At 37.1% G+C, this 25,151-nt stretch carries 30 protein-coding genes; 6 read left to right on the top strand and 24 right to left on the bottom strand.

Translation table 11 applies throughout. The features are described from left to right. Positions 1-78: 78 nt before the first annotated feature. From H9635_RS04040 to H9635_RS03970, 15 genes are all read right to left on the bottom strand, one after another. Positions 79-558: a hypothetical protein gene (locus H9635_RS04040; protein WP_191698871.1), complete on the bottom strand. Its 480-nt coding sequence runs from the start codon at positions 556-558 to the stop codon at positions 79-81. Positions 559-721: 163 nt separating this feature from the next. Continuing rightward, positions 722-1,342: a zf-HC2 domain-containing protein gene (locus H9635_RS04035; protein WP_191698870.1), complete on the bottom strand. Its 621-nt coding sequence runs from the start codon at positions 1,340-1,342 to the stop codon at positions 722-724. Continuing rightward, positions 1,332-1,841, bottom strand: a complete 510-nt coding sequence (locus H9635_RS04030; protein ID WP_191698869.1) for an RNA polymerase sigma factor — start codon at positions 1,839-1,841, stop codon at positions 1,332-1,334. The genes H9635_RS04035 and H9635_RS04030 overlap by 11 nt, the downstream gene beginning before the upstream one ends. Before the next feature lie 580 nt (positions 1,842-2,421). Continuing rightward, positions 2,422-2,955, bottom strand: coding sequence for an NADPH-dependent FMN reductase (gene ssuE, locus H9635_RS04025; RefSeq protein ID WP_191698868.1), 534 nt, complete (start codon positions 2,953-2,955; stop codon positions 2,422-2,424). Between the two features lie 12 nt (positions 2,956-2,967). Continuing rightward, entirely contained in the window at positions 2,968-4,296 is a 1,329-nt protein-coding gene (locus H9635_RS04020; RefSeq protein ID WP_318245183.1) for an LLM class flavin-dependent oxidoreductase, read from the bottom strand. A 4-nt stretch (positions 4,297-4,300) separates the two neighbouring features. Then, the gene (locus H9635_RS04015; protein ID WP_191698866.1) at positions 4,301-5,428 is read right to left on the bottom strand and encodes an LLM class flavin-dependent oxidoreductase; all 1,128 of its coding nucleotides are present in this window, start codon (positions 5,426-5,428) and stop codon (positions 4,301-4,303) included. Between the two features lie 12 nt (positions 5,429-5,440). Then, the gene (locus H9635_RS04010; RefSeq protein WP_191698865.1) at positions 5,441-5,812 is read right to left on the bottom strand and encodes a chemotaxis protein CheY; all 372 of its coding nucleotides are present in this window, start codon (positions 5,810-5,812) and stop codon (positions 5,441-5,443) included. 15 nt (positions 5,813-5,827) lie between these two features. Further along, complete coding sequence (locus H9635_RS04005) at positions 5,828-7,126, bottom strand: O-acetylhomoserine aminocarboxypropyltransferase/cysteine synthase family protein (protein WP_191698864.1); 1,299 nt, start codon at positions 7,124-7,126, stop codon at positions 5,828-5,830. Positions 7,127-7,141: 15 nt separating this feature from the next. Further along, positions 7,142-7,633 carry a redoxin domain-containing protein gene (locus H9635_RS04000; protein ID WP_191698863.1) on the bottom strand — a complete coding sequence of 164 codons (492 nt, stop codon included), beginning with the start codon at positions 7,631-7,633 and terminating at the stop codon, positions 7,142-7,144. Beyond that, complete coding sequence (locus H9635_RS03995) at positions 7,630-7,986, bottom strand: FixH family protein (RefSeq protein WP_191698862.1); 357 nt, start codon at positions 7,984-7,986, stop codon at positions 7,630-7,632. Before H9635_RS03995 ends, H9635_RS04000 begins: the two co-directional genes overlap by 4 nt. Next, complete coding sequence (locus H9635_RS03990) at positions 7,983-8,753, bottom strand: ABC transporter permease (RefSeq protein ID WP_191698861.1); 771 nt, start codon at positions 8,751-8,753, stop codon at positions 7,983-7,985. The genes H9635_RS03995 and H9635_RS03990 overlap by 4 nt, the downstream gene beginning before the upstream one ends. Positions 8,754-8,770: 17 nt before the next feature. Further along, positions 8,771-9,841, bottom strand: a complete 1,071-nt coding sequence (locus tag H9635_RS03985; RefSeq protein WP_191698860.1) for an ABC transporter substrate-binding protein — start codon at positions 9,839-9,841, stop codon at positions 8,771-8,773. Between the two features lie 11 nt (positions 9,842-9,852). After that, positions 9,853-10,725, bottom strand: a complete 873-nt coding sequence (locus tag H9635_RS03980; RefSeq protein ID WP_191698859.1) for an ABC transporter ATP-binding protein — start codon at positions 10,723-10,725, stop codon at positions 9,853-9,855. Between the two features lie 4 nt (positions 10,726-10,729). Further along, positions 10,730-11,869, bottom strand: a complete 1,140-nt coding sequence (locus H9635_RS03975) for an acyl-CoA dehydrogenase family protein (protein ID WP_191698858.1) — start codon at positions 11,867-11,869, stop codon at positions 10,730-10,732. A 226-nt stretch (positions 11,870-12,095) separates the two neighbouring features. Then, a complete protein-coding gene (locus H9635_RS03970) occupies positions 12,096-12,539 on the bottom strand; it encodes an NUDIX hydrolase (RefSeq protein WP_225231112.1) in 444 nt (147 codons plus the stop codon). Between the two features lie 354 nt (positions 12,540-12,893). Between H9635_RS03970 and H9635_RS03965 the strand changes: the two genes are divergently transcribed. Beyond that, complete coding sequence (locus H9635_RS03965) at positions 12,894-14,078, top strand: MFS transporter (RefSeq protein ID WP_191698856.1); 1,185 nt, start codon at positions 12,894-12,896, stop codon at positions 14,076-14,078. A 272-nt stretch (positions 14,079-14,350) separates the two neighbouring features. On the opposite strand, the gene H9635_RS03960 is transcribed toward H9635_RS03965, so the two are convergent. Beyond that, positions 14,351-14,539 (bottom strand): hypothetical protein, encoded by a 189-nt coding sequence (locus H9635_RS03960; RefSeq protein WP_225231111.1) that lies wholly within the window; start codon positions 14,537-14,539, stop codon positions 14,351-14,353. A gap of 86 nt (positions 14,540-14,625) precedes the next feature. Further along, positions 14,626-14,850, bottom strand: a complete 225-nt coding sequence (locus H9635_RS03955) for a hypothetical protein (RefSeq protein WP_225231110.1) — start codon at positions 14,848-14,850, stop codon at positions 14,626-14,628. Positions 14,851-15,318: 468 nt separating this feature from the next. Between H9635_RS03955 and H9635_RS03950 the strand changes: the two genes are divergently transcribed. Further along, on the top strand, positions 15,319-15,621 hold the full coding sequence (locus H9635_RS03950; protein WP_191698855.1) for a hypothetical protein: 303 nt from the start codon (positions 15,319-15,321) through the stop codon (positions 15,619-15,621). A 154-nt stretch (positions 15,622-15,775) separates the two neighbouring features. On the opposite strand, the gene H9635_RS03945 is transcribed toward H9635_RS03950, so the two are convergent. Next, the gene (locus H9635_RS03945; protein WP_191698854.1) at positions 15,776-16,669 is read right to left on the bottom strand and encodes a 3-hydroxyacyl-CoA dehydrogenase; all 894 of its coding nucleotides are present in this window, start codon (positions 16,667-16,669) and stop codon (positions 15,776-15,778) included. Between the two features lie 127 nt (positions 16,670-16,796). Here H9635_RS03945 and H9635_RS03940 point away from each other — a divergent pair, with 127 nt between their 5' ends. Further along, a complete protein-coding gene (locus tag H9635_RS03940; protein ID WP_191698853.1) occupies positions 16,797-17,213 on the top strand; it encodes a hypothetical protein in 417 nt (138 codons plus the stop codon). Between the two features lie 49 nt (positions 17,214-17,262). On the opposite strand, the gene H9635_RS03935 is transcribed toward H9635_RS03940, so the two are convergent. Beyond that, positions 17,263-17,664 carry an SLAP domain-containing protein gene (locus tag H9635_RS03935; RefSeq protein ID WP_225231109.1) on the bottom strand — a complete coding sequence of 134 codons (402 nt, stop codon included), beginning with the start codon at positions 17,662-17,664 and terminating at the stop codon, positions 17,263-17,265. A 76-nt stretch (positions 17,665-17,740) separates the two neighbouring features. On the opposite strand from H9635_RS03935, the gene H9635_RS03930 reads away from it, so the two are divergent. Further along, entirely contained in the window at positions 17,741-18,124 is a 384-nt protein-coding gene (locus H9635_RS03930) for an SET domain-containing protein (RefSeq protein WP_191698852.1), read from the top strand. Positions 18,125-18,155: 31 nt separating this feature from the next. On the opposite strand, the gene H9635_RS03925 is transcribed toward H9635_RS03930, so the two are convergent. After that, on the bottom strand, positions 18,156-18,902 hold the full coding sequence (locus H9635_RS03925; protein WP_191698851.1) for an alpha/beta hydrolase: 747 nt from the start codon (positions 18,900-18,902) through the stop codon (positions 18,156-18,158). A 165-nt stretch (positions 18,903-19,067) separates the two neighbouring features. Here H9635_RS03925 and H9635_RS03920 point away from each other — a divergent pair, with 165 nt between their 5' ends. After that, on the top strand, positions 19,068-19,613 hold the full coding sequence (locus tag H9635_RS03920; protein ID WP_191698850.1) for a copper resistance CopC family protein: 546 nt from the start codon (positions 19,068-19,070) through the stop codon (positions 19,611-19,613). Further along, entirely contained in the window at positions 19,610-20,689 is a 1,080-nt protein-coding gene (locus H9635_RS03915; protein WP_191698849.1) for a copper resistance D family protein, read from the top strand. Before H9635_RS03920 ends, H9635_RS03915 begins: the two co-directional genes overlap by 4 nt. Positions 20,690-21,139: 450 nt before the next feature. Here the strand turns inward: H9635_RS03915 and H9635_RS03910 are convergent, their stop codons facing one another. From H9635_RS03910 to H9635_RS03895, 4 genes are all read right to left on the bottom strand, one after another. Continuing rightward, positions 21,140-21,859, bottom strand: a complete 720-nt coding sequence (locus H9635_RS03910; protein ID WP_191698848.1) for a TspO/MBR family protein — start codon at positions 21,857-21,859, stop codon at positions 21,140-21,142. A 148-nt stretch (positions 21,860-22,007) separates the two neighbouring features. Next, positions 22,008-22,628, bottom strand: a complete 621-nt coding sequence (locus H9635_RS03905) for a LysE family translocator (protein ID WP_191698847.1) — start codon at positions 22,626-22,628, stop codon at positions 22,008-22,010. 302 nt (positions 22,629-22,930) lie between these two features. Beyond that, a complete protein-coding gene (locus tag H9635_RS03900; RefSeq protein WP_191698846.1) occupies positions 22,931-24,109 on the bottom strand; it encodes a DUF2812 domain-containing protein in 1,179 nt (392 codons plus the stop codon). 29 nt (positions 24,110-24,138) lie between these two features. Then, entirely contained in the window at positions 24,139-25,104 is a 966-nt protein-coding gene (locus H9635_RS03895) for a M23 family metallopeptidase (protein WP_191698845.1), read from the bottom strand. Positions 25,105-25,151 lie beyond the last annotated feature (47 nt).

The following is a 25,151-nucleotide window of genomic DNA, read 5'->3' as shown; positions in this document are numbered from 1 at the left end:
CCCGCAAAGTGAGCAACTCTTCGCGAGGATAATTATTTAAACAGCATGTTGGGTACGTTTTCTCAAACGAATGAATCTCTAATTCAATGTAAAAATAATATCTCTTTGAATATTTGGTTTCACTTTTACATAGTTCATTTCAATAACTGGACCGGTATTGACTAGGAGGTAAGAGTTTTCAAATTCAAAAACGAGCGAACTTAAAATATCATGATTAGTGTCTTTATAACCGTAACCAATGACTTGATTAATAGTATTGTCATTAAAACTGAATCTAGAATTTAGTATAAAATAATCGTTAGAAATAATTGGTTCTGTCGTATAGTGTAATGGCTCAGGAGTTTCCTGCTCATGAATAATTAACGTATCTTGCCCACTTGTATCTTCAAACCATTCTAATCGCCAATACCAAGTTTCCAATGTGATAGGATTTCTAAGACAAATCACAAATTCACTAGATGTAAGTTCTAATTTCTCATTAATAATTAGTTGATTTGCATAGACACCTACCATCAAACAGTTCCTGATATGTTTTTCAACTTGAAAATTTTGAATCATGAATCCTACTCCTTTTGGTTAGCGATAATTGCTTGCTATATAATCCTGAAAATACCCCTAAAAGTTACATAGTTCATAATAATAAAGCTCTTTTTCTCCATATGTAGCATCGGTTTCCAACACCCTTTCCATCGATCCTTTTACAATGCGGTTAACATGCCATCTATACTGCATTAATAAAGAAGCGACCTGGTGAAGCTTTTATTTCAAAAAAGTATTTTTCTTTCCTTTTTAAACCTTCTAATTTAACCCCTTTTCCAGGGGATATTGGAAATTCATCAATAATTACATCGCCCTTTTCATCTTTTACTCTTAGATACACATTACTATCACTATTAGCATCATTAATAATCTCCTTCTTCCAAAAAACGCTATCATATATCACATAATCTTGAGTATTAATTCCATCGGCAGAGAATCTAATACTTTGCCATTCTTCGCTGTCATCCGTTATATGTGCAATTGCTGTAACCTTTGGGAAAAAGAATTGATTAACAACCCCTACATCTTGTATTACTAGAGCACTTATTGAAGTAATTATAAAGGTCATCAAAATAGCTGTAATAACTTGAAGTCGACGCTTTTTGTTAATGAGGTTAAACGGTTTTTTCGCAACCTCTACATTTGTTTCGACTATTTGTATGGTGGGTTGCTGCATCAGTTGCATAGTTTTTTTACATTCTTGGCAATGCTCAATATGTTCTTCAATTGCAGCACCTGTTTCATCACTACAAATTCCATCTATATAGGACGGCATCAAATCCTTTATAATATTACAGTTCATCCAAATCCACCTTTTCTACTAATTTGCATTTTGCGCGATAATATGTAACCCTTGCCCAGTTTTCACTTTTCTCATAGATGTCACCTATTTCTTTAAAACTTAAATTCATAGTTATTCGAAGTAAAAAAATTTCAGAATACGGTTGTTGTAATTGCCGAATTTCTTGATGGATTTCACGTAGAGTACTTTCTTTAATCATTGCGATATCAGGCAAATCTTCTTTCGAACGTATATCTACACCTGTTTTAATTAAGTAATCAATACTCGTATGATTTCGATGCTTTGCCTTCTTTAAATAATCAAAATAGCTGTGCTTAGCAATTTGACATAACCAAACTGAAATTTTGCATTCGCCATTGTAACGATGAATCGATTTAACCGCTTGATAAAACGTTTCCTGTGTTAATTCTTCTGCTAAATCCTCACTTGATGTTAAACAAAGAAGAAAAAGTTTTACTTCATTTGCATAGGATTTATAGATTTCACTTAAATCCTCCACTGAATACCTCCCTCCAACATCCTTAAATTGAGTTCACTTATATATAGAATGAAACAAAGATTCGTTACAATTAATGCTAAATTAATTTAATGAATTTTATAATCTAATATGTATTGAAATTTCCCAAAAGCGTCGTTTCGGGACATCCTGAACATAAGCAGCTAAAATTTAACGAGGCTGATACAGAAGTAGAAATTTCTTTGTAAAAGGGAAATACTCTTATTAATGAATTGATTTGAGTGAAGAGTCGACTCCTGTCTCAAGAGAGTTAAATAAGCGGAGGATTTACCCTTATTTGAAGAATTGTGCTCGTTTCCATGAAAATAAAGGGAGAATTTCCGCTTATATACGTGAAAATCTTTAAATTCTATGTTTTTTTACTCAATAGACGGAATATCTCCGTTTATTTTGGTGGTTTTTATTTTATTTTTTTTAATAAGCGGAATTGGTCCGCCTATTTTGGTTACTTCTCCTGGTTGCCCCTGTACTAAAACCCCCATAACCTGCAAAATTATACCATAATTTAAATTTACATTAAAAAATCCCCGCGAGGTAAATTACTCTTCGCGAGGATGATCTTTTATACGGTTTGTTTCACTTGTGGCGCAACGGTTTCCCACACCTTTTCTATGCGGTCTACTGCTGCCTGATCCAATGTAAAGCCGTTTTCTGTTTTTGTCACTTGAGAATCTACTATATAGATTGGACTCGATATCGTTGTAGCTCCTAAAATGGAAAGTATCGGCTTCAATGAGTATTCCAAAGCCAATAAATGCGCAATTGATCCGCCTATAGCTACCGGAATCACCGTCTTATTTTCTAGCCCCTTTTGCGGTAATAAGTCGATGAAAGTTTTTAATATCCCTGTAAATGAGCCTTTATAAATTGGGGTTAAGAAAAATACAATATCCGCCTCCCCTACTTTGACGATTTCCTTTGCGATTTCCTTACTTGCAAAATTGGCTGTTATTAAATCCTTTGCAGGCAGTTCGTGTACTTGAATCGTCTCATATGAGATACCGTCTTTATCTAGTACTGATTCAATATATTGCTGTATTCCCGTTAATCGTGACGAAATACTATTACCGCCATTAATTAAGATTGCTTTTGTCATCTTTCACTCCTCCTAAACTTGTTGTAATGCATATCTTGATGGCACTTGCTGTAAGCCTAAATTTTCTCGTAATGTATTGCCCTCATATTCTGTACGGAAGACGCCGCGCTTTTGAAGTTCCGGAATGACCAGGTCAATAAAATCCGTAAATCCTCCTGGGAAGTATGGCGGCATTAAATTAAAGCCATCCGCCGCATCGTTATCCACCCATTCTATTAACTGATCAGCAATTTGACTAGGCGAACCGAAAATAATTCGGTGTCCACGGGAACCGGCAATTTTCAAATACAGTTCACGGATTGAAAGGTTCTCACGCTCAGCAAGCTCGATAATAAGTTGCTGACGACTGCGGTTGCCGTTAGTTGGCGGAATATCTTTTGGAAGTGGACCATCCAAATCATAGCCTGATAGATCAATACCTAGATAATCTTCCAAAAAGTCCAGGCCAATTTCCGGTGTAATTAATTGCTGCAGCTCCTCGTATTTTGCTCGTGCCTTTTCCTCTGTTTCAGCTACATAAACCGAAACACCCGGCATGATTTTTATATCTTCACGGTCACGACCTGCTGCGACTGCCTTATCTTTTAGTTTTTTATAAAAGCTTTGTGCATCTGCTAATGTTTGCTGGGCTGTAAAAATAACATCGGCCTGTTTTGCGGCTAATGTTGTGCCTGCTTCTGAAGAACCTGCCTGCACTAATACTGGTCTTCCTTGCGGTGGTCGGGATGAATTTAATGGACCGCGCACCGAATAATATTCGCCTTTATGATTTAACGTGTGCAGCTTCCCTTTTTTAATATATTCGCCTGTTTCTTTATTACGTGCGAGTGCATCATCCTCATAGGAATCCCATAAGCCTTTTACTACTTCAACAAATTCATCTGCCCGCTCATATCTTAATGAATGGTCTAAATGCTTATCTTGATTGAAGTTACTTGCCTCTGCCTCATAATAGCTCGTGACAATATTCCAAGCTGCTCGCCCTCTACTTAAATGATCCAGTGAAGAAAATTTCCGTGCGATATGGAAAGGCTCATTATACGTAGTCGATGCCGTACCTGTTAAGCCTATATTTTTTGTTACCGTTGATAGAACACTTAATAATGTCAGTGGCTCAAAGCGTACTTGTTCAGCCGGATGTGACAGTTCATTAAAAGATAGGCCGTCACTCAAAAACAGCATATCAAGTTTTCCTTGCTCTGCTTTTATAGCTACTTCTTTAAAAAACTCTACATTCTCACTAGCATCTGTCTGGGCATCCGGGTGACGCCAAGAAGCGATATGATGACCCGTTCCCATAAGAAATACACCTAGTTTTATTTGCTTTTTCGTCATGATGATCCCCCTATACTACTTGCTTTTCGCGTTCAGCCAAAATTTCATGCACAAGTGGAATTACTTTTTCACCAATGTCGGTAATGACCTCTAAATGAGGGAATCCACGAAGTAATACTTTATCAAACCCTAAATCTACAAATTCCACGATACGCTCTGCAACTTGCTTTGGCGTTCCGACTAAGGAAATCGAATTCCCTGATAATACTTGTGTTAAGCCGGCCCAAATATTTGGTGCAATGACAAAGTTATTATCCTTTGCCTCCAGCATTAGCTGATGCAGACGGTTCACGCCAACTGCCCCATTTTTTAATGTGTTTTCATGTTTTGCGGCTAAAACTTCTGGCTCGATTTGACTTATAATTTTATTGGCATTTTTAAATGCTTCTTCTTCCGTTTCACCTAAAACGACCTGGAATGACACACTGTATGATAAATTGCGGTTTTTCTCTTTTGCGAGTTTGACAACCGACTCCAGCTCTTCTTTTGTCGTTTCCAATGTTTCCCCCCACAGCATGTAGACATCCGCTACATCTGTAGCGACTTCTTTTGCAATTGGTGAGGAGCCCCCAAAGAAAATCGGTGGTGCTTCTTTTACCGGTAACGGCAAGTTCGCACCTTTTAATGTGTAAAACTCACCATCATAATCAAACGTCTCTCCATTGAATAAACGTTTTAAAATTTCGATATACTCACGCGTACGCTTGTAGCGATCCGTGTGTGATAAAAAGTCGCCGTCATTTTCCAGTTCCTTTGGTGCCCCACCTGTTACGACGTTTACGAAAACGCGATTATTCGTCCAGTAGTTAACTGATGCGAACTGCTTCGCTAATTGAGTTGGAGCTGTTGAACCGGGACGTACTGCAAATAGGAAATTTAATGTTTTCGTATGGGCAGTTAAATGCGAAGCTGCGACTAAAGAATCGACGCAATTTCCGCCAATTGGTAACAGTAATGTCGAGAACCCGGCTTTTTCTGCAGCTTGAGCGATCTGTGTAATATACTCTACAGAAGGTTCACGATCTGAATCTACGCCAACGCCAGACCATGTTTGCTGGCCTTTATTCGAAACTTGATTCCCTATATACTTACTATCTCCGGAAGTTGGTGCCATTGTAATGAACTCTACATTTGCCATGTTATTTCCTCCTTATTGTACAGCCGGTGCGCTTGGTACTACTTCTTCAGCCGGCAGTTCCTTTGAAATTTGAATTTCACCTGAATTTACCTGTTCTACAACCTGTGCAAATGATTGGTTTGCTGCGATATTAATAAACGAAATCTGTTCTTCCTGCGCTTTTTTATAAGAAAGTTCACAAAACGTTTCAGGCGGTGCGATAAATGTTGTTGCCCCTTGTTCAATGGCTTTACGTAATGTGGCACCGCGTCGACCTTCTGTTAAATCGAGTGCCGGGTTACGAAAATCTTCTATAGAATGGTCTTTTTGAATAATACGTAAAATCGTTCCTTCCACGATTGGTGTTACAATACCTTCATCATTCACTACTACTGCAATTGTCATATTCAAATCCCCCTATTATTTTGTAATGTGCGCGACTTCGGCAGCCTTTTGTAGGCTTTGTGCCAAGTCTGCTTTAATATCTTCAATGTCCTCTAAACCGATGGATAAACGGATTAACCCAGGTGTAACACCACTTGCAAGCTGCTGCTCAGCCGTTAATCGGGAATGTGATGTACTTGCCGGATGAATGACAAGTGATTTTGAATCACCTACATTTGCCACATGTGAAAGGAGCTGTACATTGTTGATAAATGTTTTTGCCGCCTCTAACCCGCCTTTAATGCCGAAGCTGAAAATTGAACCTGCACCTTTTGGTAAATATTTTGCTACTAAGTTTTGCGGGTCATTTCCTTGTAATGTCGGATAATTTACCCATTCCACTAATTCATGCTGTGCTAAATACTCGGCTACTGCCTGTGCATTCACTACATGCTGGCGTACGCGAACAGCCAAAGATTCAAGACCTTGAATAAATAGCCATGCATTGAACGGTGACAATGTTGCCCCTAAATCATGACCTAATTCAAAACGTGCTTTCGCGATAAACGCTTTTTCACCGGCTGCTTCAACAAATGAACGGTTATCAATTAATTCATTTGGTCGTACAAACGTTGGAAAGCGCGTCTCTTTCCATTCAAATTTACCTGAATCAATAATTGCTCCACCTAGAGAAGTTCCGTGTCCACCAATAAATTTTGTTGTTGAATGAACAACGATATCTGCGCCAAATTCGATTGGCTTTGATAAATAAGGTGTAGCAAATGTATTGTCAACAATCAGTGGCACGTCATGGCGATGTGCAACTTGTGCCAATCCCTCTATGTCAGCGATTTCTAAGCTTGGATTCCCGATTGTTTCCGTAAATACGGCACGTGTCTTTTCGTTGATTGCAGCTTCAACTTGCTGTAAATCAGATCCTTCTACAAAACGTACTGTCACTCCAAAACGAGGCAATGTTTTGGAAAATAAAGTATAAGTACCACCATAAAGCGCATTTGTTGCAACAATTTCCTCACCCGCCTGTGCCAAAGTTAATACGGCAATTAATATAGCCGCCTGACCTGACGAAACAGCAAACCCTCCAACTCCCCCTTCAAGTGCAGCGAGACGCTCTTCAAAAACGGCATTCGTTGGATTCGCATTGCGGGAATATAAATAGCCGCTGCCTTGTAGTTTAAAAAGGCTTGCCGCATGCTCTGTATCATCAAATACATAAGAAGTCGTCTGATATAGAGGAACGGCACGTGATCTTGTTACTGGATCTACTGTTTGCCCTGTATGTAAGGCAATGGTTTCTTGATTAAAAAATGTCATAGTTGATGCTCTCCTTTAGTAAAGAAAATTTTTAGTTAACGTAAGCAATTCCTGTTCACTTAGTTCACCCTTGACGGTGTGTACAACTTTTCCGTCTTTCACAAATAAAGTTGTTGGTAATGTTAATATTTCATAGACTTCTTTTAGTTCTCCATTCCGATCCAACAAAATAGGAAACGATAGATTAAATTGTGCTAAATACCGGTTAACTAGTTTCGTTGGTTCCTCCACATTCACCGCAAACAACTCGATATTTTGTGCTTGCAGTGTTGCGTAAGCTGCTTCAAACGCCGGCATTTCCCGCTCACATGGAGGACAATACGTTGCCCAGAAATTGAGAATGTAGCTTCCCTCTGAAGGAATGGTGACTTGTTGACCAGTAGGCGTCAGAAGTTCAATATGATCGATTTTTGCTTCTGCATGACCGCTCGTTACGTTTGATAAAATGGCGTAACTGAGCCCGATAATTAGTACAATAACAAGGGCTAGCTGTGTAGCTTTTTTCATTTCAGCGTAACCTCCACTTCAGGCATTTCATGTAATTCTCCGTAGCTGACATGCGAGATGATTTTATAGGTACCTTGACCATCAAAGCTCGTTTCAATTGAATAAAGTCCCTCGCCTTCATTTGTAGGCGTTACGGTTCCAATCGAAGTACCATCCGGATTGATCAATTCAAACTCAATTTCTACCCCGCTGCTAATCGATTCGTTATTGAGTGTTACATGTGAAGTGATTTTCACTGGCTCAAAGGCTTCCACTTCTTGTTCTGATGCCTTTATCGTCACTTCAATTGTTTCAGCAGACGGTGCGCTACAGCCGGCAAGCAGTAATACGAGTAAATAAAGTAATTTCTTCACTTACTATCCGCCTTTATATTCGTCCAAAACAGCAGACGTTTTTTAATCTTTTCAAAGGCGATCATAACCGTGACGATAATAATACTGTTAAATATAATGCCGGCTAACACATAGTGGTATTGTGAAAAATCACTGTAGTATTGAATGAAGAACCCCATTCCCGATGAAGCACCGAACATTTCAGCAATCGTTAATATGAGGAAGCTCATTGCCAATGACGTACTTGCCCCGCTTAAAATATGAGGTGCACTCGCTGGTAAAACGACTTTCAATAAAAATGTTGGACCTTTTAAACCAAGTGATTTTGCATTATCCAAATAATGCTTTTCTATTAAAAGAACTCCGTGAATCGTTCCTAAGAAAACGGGCCAAAATGCGCCAATAAAAATAAGAGACATCGATGCTGTTTGAAACGTCGGTAAAATCGCGATGACATATGGAATAAACAATGTCGGAGGAATCGGGCTTAATGCATGGAAATATGGCATTAACACTTCTCGCGATCTTCTGTTTAATCCGAAGAACAGCCCCCCTACAACTCCTATGATTAATGCTCCAAAAAAGCCTGGAATGAGCAGCTTCATCGAACTCACAACACCGTTCAAAAGTTCGCCGATTTTTACACTAAATGACTGGATAACCGTTATTGGCTGTGGGAATATAACCGGATTAATCCACGTTGCATATTTTGTGACGATTGCCCAAACCGCAATGAATATAATTCCTATCAAAATAGTAAGATTATAGCGTTTAAAAAATGTGAGCATTCACTCTCACTCCCTACTTAAATGTTTTGTTCATTGAAACGAACTAATTGCTCTTTATAATAAGAATCATCCGGATACTGTTCGATTAATTCACTTAATGCTTTTTCATAAAGATCGATATTGACATAGTCATTCACATCAATGTCGTCAACATTTTCTACATAGCCAATTTCCTTCATTTGTTCCCACATTTGAACGACTTTTTCTTTACTAGGATCTGAAGAATAATGGGAATGTGATTCATTAACAATTTTATTAATTACCTCTTCATCAACATTCATATATTCTTTCGCAGCGGTAATGGCAGCTTCAGGATCTTCAATTTTTTTACGCTCTGCACGGATTATTGCTTTTAAAAATCGCTTATACGCTTCGCCATCGTCTTCAGCCAATAATTCTGAACGAGTTACAACACGGCAGCAAACATGACCTTCCTGTAAGTCATTGCTCCAAGCAACTGCTTCTAGCCCCATCTCAACACCCTGTGCATAAAATGAGTTGGCAGATATGGCAACATCCACTTTCCCGGATGCTACAGCTTCAAGCAGCATACTACCTGTTTTAAATTCGATTATTTCCAAGTCTGTTTTCCAGTCAATACCTGCATCTTCAAGCGCTGATCGGAACACTATATCCGAAGTGAAAATTCGGATTGTACCTACTTTTTTTCCTTTATAGCTTTCAAGAGATGTATACTGTCCGGCATTTTCCTTTTTCGTTAAAATCGGATGACCGCCTTCCAAATGTCCTCCAATAATCGAAAAATCGGAGCCATTGGCGATAAATGTTAAGGGACCTGCAGTACCAAATGTTAAGCCAACATCAATTTTCCCAGCCTGCAAAGCATTTAGCCCATCTGCTGAATTCGCAAAGCCTACCCGATTCACCTCGATGTTTTCCTCTTCAAAATAACCTTCCTGGTGAGCTATATCGACTAACACTCCACCCGCAGATTGACTTAATCCAACAGTAATTTCATAATCATTCGACGCCTTGCCTTGTGAAATTTGCTTTTCATCCCCGCAGGCACCAAGTATCCCTGCCGTTATTGCTAAAGATGCCAGCCATTTCAGTTTACTTTTTTGCATTATCCATCCTCCTAAATTCCTGCTCCATCAGTTATTTCTGTTTTTAAACTGTTAATGATTTGCTCATTCATTTCGTTTAATAATGATTCCCGGAATGCCCGGAATTGCGGGTCCTCAAAGAGTTTTTGACGATTTGTTCCTTTTTTCTGAACCGGTACTTCGATGCTTTTTGTAACTGCACCGTTTTTTCCAGGGGCAAAAATGATAATTCTGTCCGCTAAGTAAATCGCTTCATCGACATCATGTGTTACAAAAACTACTGTGCGCTTTTGCTCAGCACTAATTTGAACGATTAAATCCTGAAGCTTTATACGGGTTACCGGATCCAGTGCCCCGAATGGTTCATCCATTAACAGCAGATCTGAGCCGAAGCTTAAAGCTCTTGCAATAGCTGCACGCTGCTTCATGCCGCCTGACATTTGACCAGGATATTTTTTAATGGCATGCCCTAAATTAACGAGTGTTAAATATTGTTCTGCAATATGCGCGAGCTCTTTTTTCGGCATTTTCTTATTGCGCTGTTTTAAGGCAAGCATGACATTGGATTGTGCAGTCAACCAAGGGAATAACGAGTAATCCTGAAATACTACACCACAATCTGGGTGCGTTTGCCTTACTGATTTTTCATTAATTTCAATGTCACCATGGGAAAACGGCTCCAGGCCAGCAATCATCCGAAGTAATGTGCTCTTCCCGCATCCGGAAGGTCCCATAAATACAAGGAATTCACCTTCTTTTACTTCGAGCTGAATATTATTGAGTATTTTTGTCTTGTCATCATAGCTAAAATCAATATTATGCACTTTAATTTTTGTTTTCTTCTGAGTCTGTTCCAAAATTGGTAATTCCGGTTCTTGAACTGTGCGCTCTAATAGTTGAACCATTAAATCACTCTCCCAGTAAAAATTTTTTACCTAATGCTTGAAGCGATGTATCGACTGGAACATGCAATGTCATCGTTCGAAGGTTGCGCCAATAGCGATCAAATCCATAATGACTCGCTGTAGACCGGCTTCCCATCACTTCAAATATTTTGGAAGTAATATCTAACCCAACCTGCGTAGTAAATATTTTCGCTGTCTGTAGGGCATTATCCAGTTCACTTCGGTCATCTGCTGTTATCGTTTCAGGATGATCCCATAGCTGCTGCAGTAATTGATCCGCTTTTTTTACAACCAAATTCGCTGCTTCAATCTGTACATAAAACTGTCCGTAGTGATGTTGAATGATTGGATCTTCAATTGCAGAAGTCTGTGTCATTGTACGCGGTCTTGTTTGTTCTCTTGTATAAGAAAGAGCTGATTTCAATGCACCTTCTGCAATACCAAGATACACATGGTTTAATACAAATGTTGCAATATTTAGGCGGAGCTGCGAAAACTCGCTTGCATAAAAACCGCGTTGCAATACTTCTGAAGGAAGCACTTCCACCTGCTGAAATTGTATGGACCCACTATCAGTTTGCCGTTGCCCCATATTATCCCAGTCTCCATTTATTTCTACACCTATCCGATTACTCGGAATAACGGCCAACAAAGGTTCATTTTGGCCATCCAGTAAAGCCGATACTAATAAAATATCCGAATCGACACTGCCTGAACAAAATGGTTTAATCCCGTTTAATACATAACCAGTCGGAGTTCTTTCAGCTTTTAGCTTAATATCTACTGGATTGAAAGCATTTCCCCAAAAGTAATTATGCTTAGCTGTCTCTCTGTAATAGTGATCCTTTTGCTGCGTAGTTCCACATAAATGCGGTGTAACTAGATTAATAAAATGGTAACCAAACACATGTGCAAGCGAGCTATCTACACGGGCGAAAGTTCTTATAACATTAAATACATCATGCCAATTACCACCTAAACCACCGTATTCAGTCGGAATTATAAGTTTTAAAAGCCCGCTTTCTCGTATTAAATCCCGCTCGTGCTTTGCATTACCCCCATCTTTATCCCGTTTCACTGCAGTTTTCGCAAACTGAGTGGCGAGTTGAAGGGCTATCTCTTCAAAGTGTGCAACTGCTGTCATCATACCTGCTCCTTTAAATAAGTAATAGAATTTTCTTGCAATTCAGTAATCTTAATTCGTAAGTTTACAGAGGCATTTACCCAAAGTCAATAGCGAATTTAAACAATTCATACAGGAATAATATGTTTTTAGCGAATCAGTGTATTAAAACGCTTTACAATGTAATTTTTAACAGTTATTTAATTTTAATGGTGCTTTGCATGCCAATCGCTCTTCATCTGCAGAATTATTTTATTACCGGCAAATTTACTCGAGTAACCCAATCATGTATAAACCTTTCTTGATGTGAGTTCAAATGAGGCAGATTATTTCGTGAAAAGAACCGATGCTCGTGACTTTCCTCCGTGCTTTGAAGTAACTCACCAGAAAAACAATTTGAATAAAAAATGATCTGCACACTAAAAACTTTATCGCCATTTTGATATTGTGAGAATCCCTCTTCACCTGAATAAAGACCAAACAACTTTAATTGCTCGACTTTTAACCCTGTTTCTTCTAAAGTTTCACGCATAGCAGTTTCATAAAAAGTTTCCCCTGGTTCCATAACGCCACCCGGAATTCCCCAAACATCATGATCTTTTCGATGTTGTAATAAAATCTGATTATCTTTTTCAATAATAATGCCGCAGCCTACAGTCATAAGCATTTCATTTCCTATTAGCTTCCGCATTTTTTGTATGTAATTCATAATTCCCTCCTTGAGTCTCTTTCTTATTAAGTTGGAAGATGCATTCTATAGTTACCGAGAAAGAGTTGAAGTTGTGTTCGATATTCTAATCAAGCGGTAATTAAATCTTACCTATAAATATTCCTATATTTTACCATATGGTAATCAATAAAATAGGCACTATTATTGGTATTTAATGGTATAATTTTGTAATCACATTTAAAGGAGAGAGGAATATGACAGTCATTACTTTTACGATCATCAAAGAATCGGAGGGTATGTTGGTTTAAAATAGTTTTGTCACTTATTCTCCGATTTGAGAGTTAACATTACTCGATAAATTCGGAGGTCATTAAATTGAACATTAAAACTGCTTACTATGTAATGACGAGTTCTCGCTCGTTTTGTATTCAAATTGTTTTTACACTAAATGCTATTTACTATGTATCGCAAGCAGGTCTAAATCCATTGCAGTTAGTATTACTTGGAACAATTATGGAGTTGGCCATTCTTTTTTTTGAAATACCTACTGGTTTAGTTGCTGATATTTTTGGACGTAAAAAATCACTAATTATTGGGACTTTCATTATCGGGTCAGCTCATCTTTTAGAAGGTAGTATTCCTTCATTTTGGGCAATTGCGATGGGTGCTGCTTTATGGGGCATTGGATGGACGTTTATTAGTGGCGCAGAAACGGCTTGGATTGCAGATGAATTAGAAAATAAAGAACTTGATATTACTTTATTAAAAGGAGCGAAATTCAGCTCGCTAGGTAGTTTCTTGGGCATCATTATGAGTGTGCTGATCGCTATTGTTTTTACAGTGCAAATAGCCATATTACTTGCGGGTGGCTTCCTTATTTTAATTGCGATTATTTCGATAAAAGTTATACCCGAAACAAAATTTATAAGTATAGTGAGTGAGGACTCTTCTAGTATTCAACAAATGAATGGAGCGCTAAAAGACAGTCTTTCACTAATTAAAGGAAATAAAATATTAATTAGTCTTGCGGCAATTACGTTATTTACCGGTTTTGCTAGTGAGGGTTTTGACCGACTTTGGGGTCCTCATTTTATTGAAGGCTTTGAAATGAATGAAGAACATGCAATTTATTGGTTTGGTGCTTTTTATGCAGTTGCTTTTTTACTAAATATTGGCTTACTTAAAATTATAGAAACATATGTAAAAGAGCGTTTTGCCATTATTTTAGTGTTACTTAATAGCTTGCTTATAATTGCGATGGTATACTTCGCAATTACTGAACTGTTTTTAGTAGCGGCAATTTTATACTGGGTAATCGCATCACTTAGAGCAGTGAACTATCCATTAATAAGTGTCATGACGAACAAACAACTACATTCACAAGGTCGAGCAACTACGCTTTCGTTGTACGGTCAATTGGATGCGTTTGGCCAAGTAGCTGGTGGACCATTAGTTGGCATAATTGCACTTTATACATCGCTGCAAGGTGGAATTATCACCTCTGCTCTTTTAATTATGCCTACATTATATTTTTTATGGAAATTAAGAAAAATCGCTTAATCACCTATGAATGATTATTAATACAGAACTTTTTAAACTATTACAGAGAGTTAAATAAGCGGAGGATTTCCCCTTATTTAAAAAAATATGTTCGTTTCACTGAAAATACGGGTAGAAATTCCGCTTATGTACACTAATACCAGTACCTTTGATGTTTATTCTAATCAATAGACGGAATTCCTCCCCTTATTTTGGTGCTTTTTTAATTTATTTACTTAATAAGCGGAATTTCTCCTTCTATTTTTAACAAGGGTTAGTCCTAATAAAAACAATTAATATTTTTCAATCTTAATTGTCATTTTTACTTTCTCTTCGCCCGTTGTTTCTCTTTCAGAAATATTTTTAATCGAATCTTCAACTAGTTGTTGAATTTCCGTACCATCAATATTAGTATCCTTCGGGAAACCTACTGATACTGTATATCCATCAGCACCACCAATTTTATTACATCCAACTAACAAGATTTAACAAAGAACACTTAAAAAAGTCACGAAATGCTGCTTCACCAGCGTTTCGTGACTTTCCTGTTCCTCTTATGTAATCCCTGTTACTGCATTACTTGATAATAAAAATAAATATTATAGATTGCTGGGACAAGCAGCGCAAAAGCGAGCGATAATACAGCGCCCCACTTGTTATAATTTAAAAGCTGCTCGTTGCCGCTTCTCATATGCTGTAAAAAAGAAAGCGTAAAATATAGACAGCTTATTAAGAAAATCGGCGTCACAAAGGATATCCATATTGCCGAATTAAATTGATTCATCATTTCCATAAAATCACCTCATTTTCCAGTATACTGTAAGTAGCACTAAATGTGACTACAAAATAAAAAAGCGCACACCTTTTCATAACGGGTTCGGAATCGGAACACGGGGGAAAAACATTAAATAGCATACAAATTGGGGACGCAACTCGCATATGAATTGGCGTCTTTGTTTTTGTTGCTATATCAACGTTATGACTTGAAATTTGGGTGAATCTGTATAGCAATTAGCAAGGTAATTCACAACACCGCATAATATTAGGTGCTGTTGCGAATTACAGTGCTAATTCTGATGCTAATAAGCAAGTTAATTGGATGTCGGGAAATCACTTTGAAATTAACTGAATACATTGAAGGGAACAAATTATTTTATGATAAAATAGAGATATACGAAGTCGGCTTGCTCAACAAACGGAGTCAGATTATGTGGGAGTTTTTTGATAGAACGAAAGTCAAATTTCACCAGGAGGTGCTCATTTGGAATCGAATAAACGATACACTTGGAAGAGCTATGTCTTTTTAATCACAAGTGTTTTAAGCGCTATATTTATGCTTTTATTGGACCTGATTTTGACTGCGACAGGTGGAAAATTCACAGGGGCTTGGCTTTTGTTAATATTATTGAGCTTAGTCGTTTCAGTGGTAATAGGCATCATTGCTTTATTCTCAAAATCGGAAGGGAAAATTATACCTATAATAGCAAGTGTTTTGACTGTAATTAACGTGAGCATAGTGGTTTTTTTCCTATGGTTCGGTGCTAATTTTGCAACTAGTTTATAATACAGTTAACGGACGGGATTGTTAAAGAAGTCACTATAATAGAATATGGCAAGTAAAAACGCACAGACAACCCTGTGCGTTTTTTAATTTTCAGCATTTTCTCCCCATCAACCGAACCCGTTAACCTTTCATGATGTGCACCGCAAAAATAATGTTAATTCGATTTTAAAAAACTCGGATCCATATAGGCTGGATTTGGGTATTTGTAGAAGCCTTCACCTGTTGAAATGCCCATTTTGCCTTGATCAATCATTTCACGTTTTATTTTGTCGGCAACAAATTTTGCAGCCGGGTCATGCTCTGCACGCATTAAATTCAGGTTATATGGTGTTTCCATTCCAACGATATCATAAATGGCAAATGGTCCACGAGGTGAGCCCGTTGAAATCATCCAGTTTTTATCGATTGTATGCGGATCGGCATTATCCTTTACCCAAAGCTCCATTGCCGCAGATAAAAATGGAACTAGTAATGTGTTTAGAATGTAGCCAGGCTGCTCTTTTTTCAGCACAAACGGAATCATGCCGATTGCACGGGCGAAATCCGCCACCTGCTCCACGTACTTTGTATCTGTTCCCGGGTGTCCCATTATTTCGGCAGTATTGTTTTGCCAAATGGAGTTGGCAAAGTGCAATGCAAGGAATTTTTCAGGACGACCTGTATACGCTGCAAATTGGCTTGGCAAAAAAGTAGAAGAATTTGAAGCAAATACTGTTTTCTCAGGCGCTACTTTCCCAAGATTTTCATAAAAACTCTGTTTAATTTCGATGCGCTCTGGTACTGCTTCTACTACGATGTCCGCATCTTTTGTTGCCTCCGCTAAATCAGTGAAAAACTTCAGACTGCTGAATGCTTTTTCAGCACGGTTAGTATCATTAAAATACTCACCATATGTTGTTTTTAATGTTGCCATACGCCCTTTTGCTGCCTCAATAGCTCCAGAATTTATATCATAAACACTTACATTAAAGCCGAAAAATGCGGACTGAAATGCTATTTGACTCCCTAAAACACCACTACCTGCAATCGTTACATTATTAAAATGCATAAAAACCGCTCCTTTTAGTAAAATCATTTCTAATATTCAAGAATAATTTATCTATTTTAAGGCGAGTTAACGGTATTATATACATATAAAGAAATGTTAATTTAAGGAGAATTGATGGAGGGATTATTTGAAGAAATATGGATTAAGCTTAGGAGTCATGTTCGTTGTAGGCTTTACAGTTTTTTTATTTTACTTTAAACAGCCGACTTCCATTATGGAATCGCTTCCTGCGGTTATTGTCGGTGAAGAATTTGAAAATGCTGCACTCTTTGAAAGAGAAACTATTAATTTAAACCAAGAACAAAAAAAGCAGCTGCTTGAGCTACTTGACGAAGAAAATTATCGAAAAAAATTAATTCCTAACTTGCCAAATACTAAAAAAGAAATTGTTTTTGACCTGTATCTCACAGGGGCCGATCGTTCATTTTTTCTATATATTGATTCAATAAAGGAAGTCATTCTTATTGAAAATAATGGGAGGCTAGAACCATTTACTATTATAGATGCTCGTGACCTATTAGCCTTTGTGGAAAGTTTAAAATAACGGGGGGTTGTCAAACGATATGACGCCCCTCCCCTAGTTTTCAAATAAATTATTGAATATCCACATGCAAAAGTTCAGTGAATAGGAAATCTTCATAGTCATCAAAAATAAAGGTCCATGGCATTGAAGTATTTGGAGGAATATTCAGTTTTGGAATGGTGAATGCTTTTGCAAAAACACCCTTAGCTGTTGTGCAGGTAACTTCTCTATTTTGAAAATTTAGCACTTCTTCACTTCTATTATGAATGAGTACTGTTAGGAGCAGCTGCTGCCGATGATTTAATGCTTTTCGTACGAAGCAGCACGAAATCTCATCCGTTTCTTCATCTTTAGAATGATGAAATAATTGTTCGATACTGAGGCGGTCTTGTTTTGCAATCGTTTTATCCCATGCCGCTTCAAATTGTAGTTTTTGTACGATAATAACCTCTCCTTCCCGTTTTTTCAGCAAATAAGCTAGAATACAACCATTCTTACAACATCCGTGTTACAGTAGAGTAGAATCTTAAAAGATAGAAGGCGAAAAAATGATTGAAATAAAAAATTCCCCAATTAGTGAGGGAGAATATACTCGCGGTGTTTTTGCGCAAGAAGCAATACCGGAAGGCACTTTATTCCACCAGGCTCCTGTCCTAAGTTACCCGAATGAGCAGCATAAACATATTGAAAAAACCAGTCTTGCAGATTATGCATTTGAGTTCGGTGTAGGCCGATCTGCGATATTATTAGGCTACGGGATGTTATTTAATCATTCTTATACGCCAAATGCTACGTATGAAATAAACTTTGAAAATGAAACATTCGATTTTTTTGCCTACAAAGATATTAAAGCTGGCGAAGAAATTTTTATTAATTATAATGGTGATATCGATGATAATGATCCATTATGGTTTAATAAAGAAGAAGAATAAGTATGGTATCGAGAACTGTCTAAAGGTAACTTTAAACAGTTCTTTTTTCAATTTTCTTTAAAAAATCTAAAATATCTTCTGCTAGCAAATCACGTTCTTTTCCTAATGAAATAAGATGTCCACTATTTTTATATAGCTTTTTGCAGACAATATTTCCGTTAACCCTCTGTTCGATTAAATCAATGCTCTTATGAAATACCCCTTCATCCAACCCGCCCTTTGCTAAAAACAACGGCTGCTTCATCGCGTGTACTTCCTTTCCGGACTGGACGATAAATTGCTGAAAGGCAATGAATTTTTCGATAGGTCTTGGAAAGTGTTGACTCATAAACTCCTGTATTTCATGTTCCGTGCTTCCATTATTTTTTAAATACCGCTTTGAAAAATGGGCCGCCCTTTTTTCTAGCTCTGCCGCTGGACGTTCCAATATAGGCGAGGAAATAATGCAAACTGCTTTAATTTGCGGAAATTCATTGGCCAAGCGAATACTTAACACACCACCTAAAGACTGACCAATCAAATAGATTGTTTCATATTTTTGCTCAATTAGATACTTAACAGCCTCTCTACTGCCGGCTGCTACTTTTTCAATGGAACTTGCAAATAGATGCTCAGGTGTAGCACCGTGTCCTGCCAGGTTTGGTGCATAGCATGTATAACCTTCCTCATGAAGCTCTTTTGCTAAATACTGCATTTCCTTCGCATTACTTGTATAACTATGTAAAAGTAAAACCGCTTTTTCGTTGCCCCGTAAAAAGATATTTTCAACCAACTGCATCGTAATCTCCTTTATGAATAGTTCAAATTATTATAGCATAGCACCCATCTATTACTTATCTTATTTGGATTAATAGGTTTTCAAAACCGAAATGATGAAAATGTTTCATGTTTCAGCTACAATGATGGGTGAGTGAAAAAAACTTGAAAGGAGAATCATTATAATATGAAAACAATATTATTATCGATTCTAGCTGCACTAGTTTTATTCGTTCCAAATGCTGCAGCACATACTTATTTGGATACGACAAAACCGGAAAATGGCGAAGTTGTTGTAGAACCGCTGCAATCTATTTCGCTTACATATGCCGGTAAAATCGAACAAGGTAGCACATTTAAAGTCATTACAGCTAATGGCGAGCAAATGGAAACTAGCAATATGACTTTAGTAGATGGTGTGTTAACTGGTAGTTTTGATAACCCTTTACCGAATGGTGATTATACAGTTCAGTGGAACAGTATAAGTGAAGACGGACATCCATTATCAGGAGAGTTTTCTTTTACTGTCAATGCACCTGAAACAGAGGAAGCTGAAGAGAACGTTGAGCAGGCTGAAGTAGAAGATTCGGCACAAGTTGATGTATCTGAATCTGAACCCGTAAGTGTAGAGGATGATAAAAATAATATGCCGTTGCTGGTCGTTGGCGGTATGTTACTAGCTATTATTTTCATTAGTATAATAATACTTTTAGCACGGAAAAAGACTAAATGATAGCTATAACGATTTTTAGCCAATTTCTGCTCTATATAGGCTTATCGATTTTAATGGGGACATTTATTCTAAGCTGTATCCCCACTTCGTTACGTCCGCAAGTTTATATTTCAAAAAAATGGTTAATGATCAGTACGATTGCTTTACCTATTGTATCGTTTGTTCCTAATTTACAATTGCTTACAATATTGACGCCGCAATTCGGATTTTTCGCCTCAATATGGATGCTCCTATCAAAATTTAAAGTCGGACATTCATGGCTTGCCATTGTTGGCTTCACGATTATTTTACTATTAATCGTTCGAATGTATGTAAAACATGAGTCGAAGCTTAGTGCTGTGATGGGAATTTTAGTCCTTATCGCAATTATGGCTGCAATTGGCTATATTAGTCACGCAGGGTCGATGTCAGGCATTGTTGGTTCCATTTTCGACTTTGTTCATTTGCTTGCTGTAAGTGTTTGGCTCGGTATTTTAATCATGATTAGCTTCTTCTCAAAAGACGCGGCAAATTGGGAAGCTTATTTAAAATGGTTTTCACCGGTCGCACTTGTGTCTCTTACAGCAATTGCATTAAGCGGTGTGATGATGACTGAAGCGATTGTTCCTGGCTATATAACAAGCTGGTCAAGCAATTACGGGCAATTTTTATTTATTAAACATGCATTGCTTGTACCCCTTACCGTAATCATTTTGGCCAATGCGCTATTAATTAAACTGAATATAAAAAAGCCGTTATTTGAGCCTCGTACGTGGGTCATAATGGAGACTACTTTATTGATCATTATTTTGTTCATTACAGCGCTATTCAGTGAACAACAGCCACCAAGCTTTACTGTACAGGAAATTTCACCATTTTTTGAGCTTTTTTATAGTAGCTCGGTTGAGACAGGCATGCGGGCATATTTGCAAATGACTGGAATCGGCTTAGGCTTTTTCTTACTTACCGTCCTATTTATTGGGCTGGTCATTGTAAGCTATATTAAACAGCTTCCTATTATAATTTCAGCAGCTATGACTTTCGCTGTTGGTTTATGTTTTTATATGGGCTTTATGTCGATTGTGTTTTTTAAATGATTTACAACTGAAATATATATGGCAATATCGAAATGTGCTAGGATAATCCCCTCAACTTCAAAAACCGTACAAATTTTACGATGAGTAAAGTTTGTACGGTTTTATTATTGTGTCTCCTTAGTAGCCGTTGTTCTCCGTTACGGCGGACGCTTTCCTGGGGGCACGAGGCCAACACGATGTTGGTCACAAAAGCGTTGCCACAGGACGTGGCGTTTTTAGCTTTTGTTCCCTGCGCTCTCCCACGTGCTCCTGCGATTACTCGTCGCAAAAAAAATTTTGCTTGTCTCCTGGGAGTCGCCGCCTTCTCTCCGAACAACTTCATTTCTTCTATAAAAAATAAATCTATAAACATTTCAAGCATAAAAAAAGGACATTCTTTGTAGAAATTTGAGTATCTCACTTCTAAATTCTAACGAAAGAAATGTCCCTATTTTATCTAGTTCACTATTCTTAAGCAAACTTCTTATTACGCATATAACGAATGAGCGATGCAATAATTAATATGATCGTTAATGCGATCGTTCCGTATTGCATTGTAGTGTCGTCTGTTTTGACAGCGATACCGATTAATGCCCAAACAATTACTAAAACAAAGAAAATATCATGGGAAAGTGCAACTGCCAAATAACCGAGGATGACTGCAACTGCTACAAGTACAATAGAACCGGCTACTTCCGAAATACCAAGGTCCACATTGTAATATTTTAATACATAGCTCATATTGGCAATTGTCGCAACTGAGATCCACGCTAAATAAAATGAAAATGGAAAGCGTTCAGATAAGGCTTTTTCTTGATTGTTGTACTGTAAATAAATCGCAATGAGTGTGAACAGTAATAAAAACATAACAATAATAGATAAAATGAATTGCTCATAATGCCAGCTAAATAACCAAGCAATATTAAATACACAACTTAAAATAAATAAAAAGCCTACTTTTGATTTAAAACGGTTTTCTTTCACCTTTTTGTAAATTGCAATTAACCAAATTACTAATAATAGATAAATGAGTGACCAAATCGAAAATACATAGCCAGCTGGTGTAAAGAGTACATCCAGCCTATTCGAAATTTCAGCTGCTGTCACCCCGTTTATTGGTAGTGTATTGGATAATGCATTGACGACAATTACGGCAATCAAGGCAATCCACATGACAATATATAACCCCATAAAGTCTCACCCTTTTTCTATAAGATTAGGTATCTATACCCTACCTATTAAAAAAGTATGCGACCGTTCCAGGCATTATAAATAATCCACCTTTAAAATATAAAAAATCGATTAAATGCCTAAGTAGCAATTAATCGATTTTTAGGATTTACTGTTTTTCTAATGCAAGTTTCATACCAAATCCGATTAACACTGCACCAGTTAACCCTTCAATAGCTGATTGTGTAGATGGTTTTTTCATAAAATTACGTATTTTGTTTAATAAGAATACATAAACAGCAAACCATACAAACGTAAGTACAATATAAATAATACCCATTGTTAAGAAAGGCCAAAATGGCTCACTGCCTGCTGCTAAAAATTGAGGTAAAAATGTTAGGAAAAATACCGCCACCTTAGGATTTGTAATATTCGTTACCAACCCTTGCCTAAAATAGGAATTCCCCTTTGCTTCGATCGTCGGAACTTCATCGATCTCTGTTTTTTTCACACGCATAGCAAGCAATGTTTTTATCCCCAAATAGCATAGATAAGCGGCACCTACATACTTTAACACAGTAAATGCTATAGCAGATTTAACGATAAGGGCTGATAATCCGGCAACCGCAGCAACTGTATGAACAGTTAAGCCTACACATGATCCGAGCATCGTCTGAAAGCCGCCCTTTTGTCCATTGACGATTGTATTTTTCGTTACAATGGCTGTATCAGGGCCCGGCAAAATAATTAACAGCACACATGCAATAATAAAGAATACGATATTCTCCATTTCCTCACCTTCGTTTTCTAAATTTTTAGTTATTTTAACATAATTAAGACGAAGGAAGCTACATACATTTTATTTTTGTTGGCTCATCACTATAGCATATAAGGGAATATTTTACCGTTATTTGAATGATGTAGATTATTTTAAGGATAAATAAAGGAACGTTTTACCGTTATTTTAAATAAAATCATGAAATTTCATGTTTTTTAGGTCAATAACGGAATTCCGTTCCCTTATTTCCGTTATTTTTTATGTTATTTTAAAAATAACGGAAATTCATTCCTCTATTTTTTTCATTAAGCAATTTATTTATTTGTCAGTAAGCTGATTTTGTCAGCAGCCTCATCTATTATGACATCTGCATTTACCTGTCCATTGTAGGAAATATACATTACGGCATTTTCTTTTACGAAAATAAATTCTTTAACTTTATCTCCTTCATGAATTAGAAGTTGGTCAAATTTTTTATGTGTTGTTTCAGTAAAAATATTTTTATCATTGCTTTCATAATTACTTTCTTTCATTAAATCTTTTACTAAAGGATCCACAAGGAATTGAAAACGTAGCTGATAAATATTTGAGAATATTATTGGTGCGTATGAGTTATTTGGATCAGTCCATTCCCCTGTTTTTTCTTCACCATTCTCAACAGTCTCATATATGATTGGGGCAAAAGCACTCCAATTAACGCTAACATAGTTACCCCATTCCTTTCTTACTAAATTCGGATTATCTTCAATCGACTCCAGTCTGACAATCGGTAATGACGTATCCTCCCTCGGTAACGTCAAATGATCCATTTTAGTTATTTGGTAAATCGGGATAATTATAGCAATTATTGCAATTACGATATTAAATATATAGGTAATTTTATTATATAAAAAAGAGAGTTCCCAAGGTTTATGGTGATCGATCAATTCACCTTCTATTAATTTTTTACGTACCCGAGTAATTCCCCACCAGCTTTTAAAACCAGATATTATATATAAGGAATTAATTACAGCTAAAATTAATGTAACTTCTAAGCCCCCGTCAATTAAAAGCAATATTTTGGTATTATCAAGGAACCAAAATCTGTATAATATGAAATGTATTAATGCTACCCCTCCTACTGTTACAAGTAGATTCAGCAGCATTTTTCTCTGAAGTGATTTTAATACAGCCATATATTCTACCGAATGGAATTCTACCTCTTTCGTCTTTCTTTCAGTCGGGGCTGAAAAAATATGGAAGTATCGGTCACTCGCTATATAATCCCAGCCATTTTCCTTATATAAATCGATTTTGTCATTTGAAATATATTTATCCTTCGCCAGTTCCAATCGGTATTCCATTTGCTTTCGTTCGCCTTTTTTAAACTTAGCAAAATGGGTACCAATATCATATATATGGAGGCCTTGTTCGGACATATCCGAAAACCAACTCTCATGTTCTCCGACTTTCCAAAAATCAGCAGGTCTTAACTTGCGTACAGTTTTCGTCATTCTTTCAACCTCCTTCTTCTGGATCTGTTCTACTTAAATAATTGACCGATTACTTTAGGTATCATCTGTATCATTTCAACAATTGAAAATGAATTCTCGACTTTATCAAACTTTTCTTCAGAATGATCTTTAATAGGCAGTGGCTTAACTGTATCGCCCTGTATTGGTTCATAATCATCTTGAAACTGAATTCGAATCGATTTTGCTTCGTTCATATCGGCTTTATCCATTACTTGAAAGTGAATGTGCGCTTCCGACGAATTGCCTGAATTCCCACATTGACCAAGCAGTTGCCCTTCTTTTACTGTATCCCCGGGTTTTACAACGATTGAATCTTTCTTAAAATGAGCAATCATACTGTACTCCTTATTAGGGTGGGCAATGACAATATAATTTCCTGCAGTATTCTCTTCATCCATTTCCCCAGGTACATTATCTTTTATGTCTGAGACAACTGTTATTACTTCCCCTGCATATGGAGCTACAACATCTGCATTAAAGGCATAGTAATTAGCATTCAATGTCGGTGAATCCGTATAGCTTCTGCCAGCTTTCATGATAATTAGATCATAGGCATACCGCTGCTGTTCATATGGATAGTGGTAATTGACGAATTCATTCGTACCGCCCCAAAATACAAACCATTCCTGTTCAATGGGCATACGATATTTATTTTTCGTAAGTTTCTGATCCGTTTCAGGAAATGTAACATATGGCTTTAAATAAAGACTTTGAATGACATTTTCCACATCAAATGCAACGACGATTGCTTTTTTCTTCTGATTATCTAGCCAGACAAATTGAGTGATGTCATCGTATTGAAATTGATGGGCAATTTCATAATGTGTTACACCTTTATTGTATTCCTTCCCAACTTCAATAAAATCATCAACAGATATTAAAGTGTGGAAATCCGCAGTAGTAGCGTTATAAATTGTTTTAAATTCATTATTAATAAAATATGTACCGAACGAAAGTGGATCCTGTATAGACATAACAATCCCTCCTAAAAGTTCTTTATACGTTTACGTTTCAAGTCCAG

This window comes from Solibacillus faecavium (genome assembly GCF_014836905.1).
Lineage (GTDB): Bacteria > Bacillota > Bacilli > Bacillales_A > Planococcaceae > Solibacillus > Solibacillus faecavium.
This window is presented reverse-complemented; position numbering and strand designations above follow the sequence as displayed.